Source organism: Geodermatophilus maliterrae (genome assembly GCF_041018925.1).
In the GTDB taxonomy this organism is placed as follows: domain Bacteria; phylum Actinomycetota; class Actinomycetes; order Mycobacteriales; family Geodermatophilaceae; genus Geodermatophilus; species Geodermatophilus maliterrae.
In genome coordinates, this window is record NZ_JBFNXQ010000194.1 from 1 (window position 1) to 2112 (window position 2112).

General features: G+C 80.5%; 1 protein-coding gene. It reads right to left on the bottom strand.

What is annotated here, in order from left to right; all coding sequences use genetic code 11:
* Positions 1-1904: ATP-binding protein (locus ABQ292_RS26375; RefSeq protein WP_369210666.1), on the bottom strand; the 1904-nt coding region annotated here is incomplete at its 3' end.
* Positions 1905-2112: the final 208 nt, after the last annotated feature.

Below are 2112 nucleotides of genomic sequence, written 5' to 3' on the forward strand. Positions count from 1 at the left end.
CGCTCGACCAGGGCGTCGTCGGCGCGGCCGCCGGGTGCGCGCTGCTCGAGCGCGGCGGCCAGCCGGGCGTGCAGCTGGGCCCGCCGCAGCGCCGGCAGGTCGTCGGCGAGCACCTCCTGCACGAGGGCGTGCGGGAACCGCCAGCTCCAGGGGGCGCCGCCCTCGGTGAGGAGGCCGGCGGCGACCGCGGCGTCCAGCGCGCCGAGCGCCGTGTCGGCCGGCTCCCCGGCGGCCTCCAGCAGGTCGAGGGTGACCTCGCGGCCGGCCAGGGCGGCCAGCTCCAGCACGGGGCGGGCGCCCGCGGGCAGCCGGGCCAGCCGGGTGCGCAGCACCTCGACCACCGACGGCGGCACCGGCACCCGGGCCAGGTCGCCGGCACCGCGCATCCACCGCGACAGCTCGACGACGAAGAAGGGGTTGCCCGCGGTGCGGTCGTGCACGGCCGCGGCCAGCGCCGGGTCGCCGGCCGCCCCGGGCTGCGCGGCGAGCAGCCGGCCGACGTCGTCGGCGTCCAGGCCGCCCAGCGTCAGGGTGGTGACGGCGGGCTCGCGGGCCAGCCGGGCCAGGCCGTCGGCGACCGCGGCGGGCAGGTCCTCGCCGACGTCGCGCACCGTGACGAGCACCAGCAGCGGCACCCGCGGCAGGTGGCGGGCCAGCAGGCCGAGCAGCTGGACCGAGGTGGCGTCGGCGCCCTGCAGGTCCTCCAGCACGACCAGTGCCGGGCGGGCGGCGGTGGCGGCGACCAGCCGGGCGCGCAGGTCCTGGAACAGCCGGAAGCGGGCGGCGTCGGCGTCGGTCCCGCCGTCCGCGGGCGCGACCGGGTCCTGGCCGAGCTGCTCGAGCACCTGCGTCCACGGCCACAGCGGCGGGGCACCGCCGTCGTCGGCGCAGCGGCCCTCGGCCACCGACCAGCCGGCGGCGCGGCTCATCACGGCCACGGCCTCGGCCAGCCGGGTCTTGCCGATGCCGGCCTCCCCGCCCAGGACGACGACGGCGGCCCGGCCGGCGGCGGCCTGCTCGGCGACCGCCCGCAGCCGGCCCAGCTCGTCACCGCGGCCGACGAGCGTCGCGTCGTCGGTGACCGCGAGCGCCGCGGGAGCCGGCGGGGGCGCCGCCGACAGCACCGGCCGCGGCGCGCGGCGGGTCAGACCCGGGTCCTGCCGCAGCACCGCCTGCTCGAGGTCGCGCAGCTCGGGGCCGGGGTCGATGCCCAGCTCGTCGCGCAGCAGCGCGGTGCAGCGGCGCAGCGCGTCGAGGGCGTCGGCCTGCCGGTCGGCGGCGTACAGGGCGGTGACCAGCCGCGCCCACAGCCGCTCGCGCAGCGGGTGCTCGGCCACCAGGCGCTGCAGCTCCGGGACGGCGGCGTCGGCGCGGCCCACCGCGGTCAGCGCCTCGGCGCGGCGCTCGCGGGCGTGCACGTGCAGCTCGGCCAGCCGCAGCCGCTCGGCGGCACCCGGGCCGTCGCCCAGCTCGGGCAGCGGCTCGCCGCGCCACAGGTCCAGCGCGCGGTCGAGGACGGACACCGCGCGGGCCGGGTCGCCGGCGCCGAGGGCGCGGTCGCCGTCCTCGACGAGCGCGGCGAAGCGCAGGCTGTCGAGGTCGGCGGCCTCGACCTGCACGAGGTAGCCGGGCGCGCGGGTGAGCAGGACGCGGGCGGCCTGCCGCGGCCCGCGCTCGGGCTCCAGGACGCGGCGCAGGTGGGAGACGTAGGCCTGCAGGGTGCCGGTGACCGTGGGCGGTGGCTCGTCGCCCCAGAGGGTGGTCACGATGCGGTCGACCGACACCACCCGGCCGGCCTCGGCGAGCAGCAGGGCCAGCAGCGCCCGGGGCTTGGCGCCGCCCACGTCGAGGGGCCGGCCGTCGGGGCCCGTGACCTCGAGGGGTCCGAGGACTCGGTACCGCACGGGACGGCACCCTCCCAGGTCCCCGGCCCCGGGGGGAGGGGTCCCTGCACGGCCGGCGTCCGCAAGTCGCCCGCAAGCGCCGGTCAAGACGTCGCCGCCAGGGTCGGCGCCGTCCCGACCACCGCTGCCCGAGGACCCCGCCATGCCCCGTCCCGAGGTCGTTCCCGACCCGTCCGCCTCGACCGCACGGGGCTGCGCGTCCGCGGTA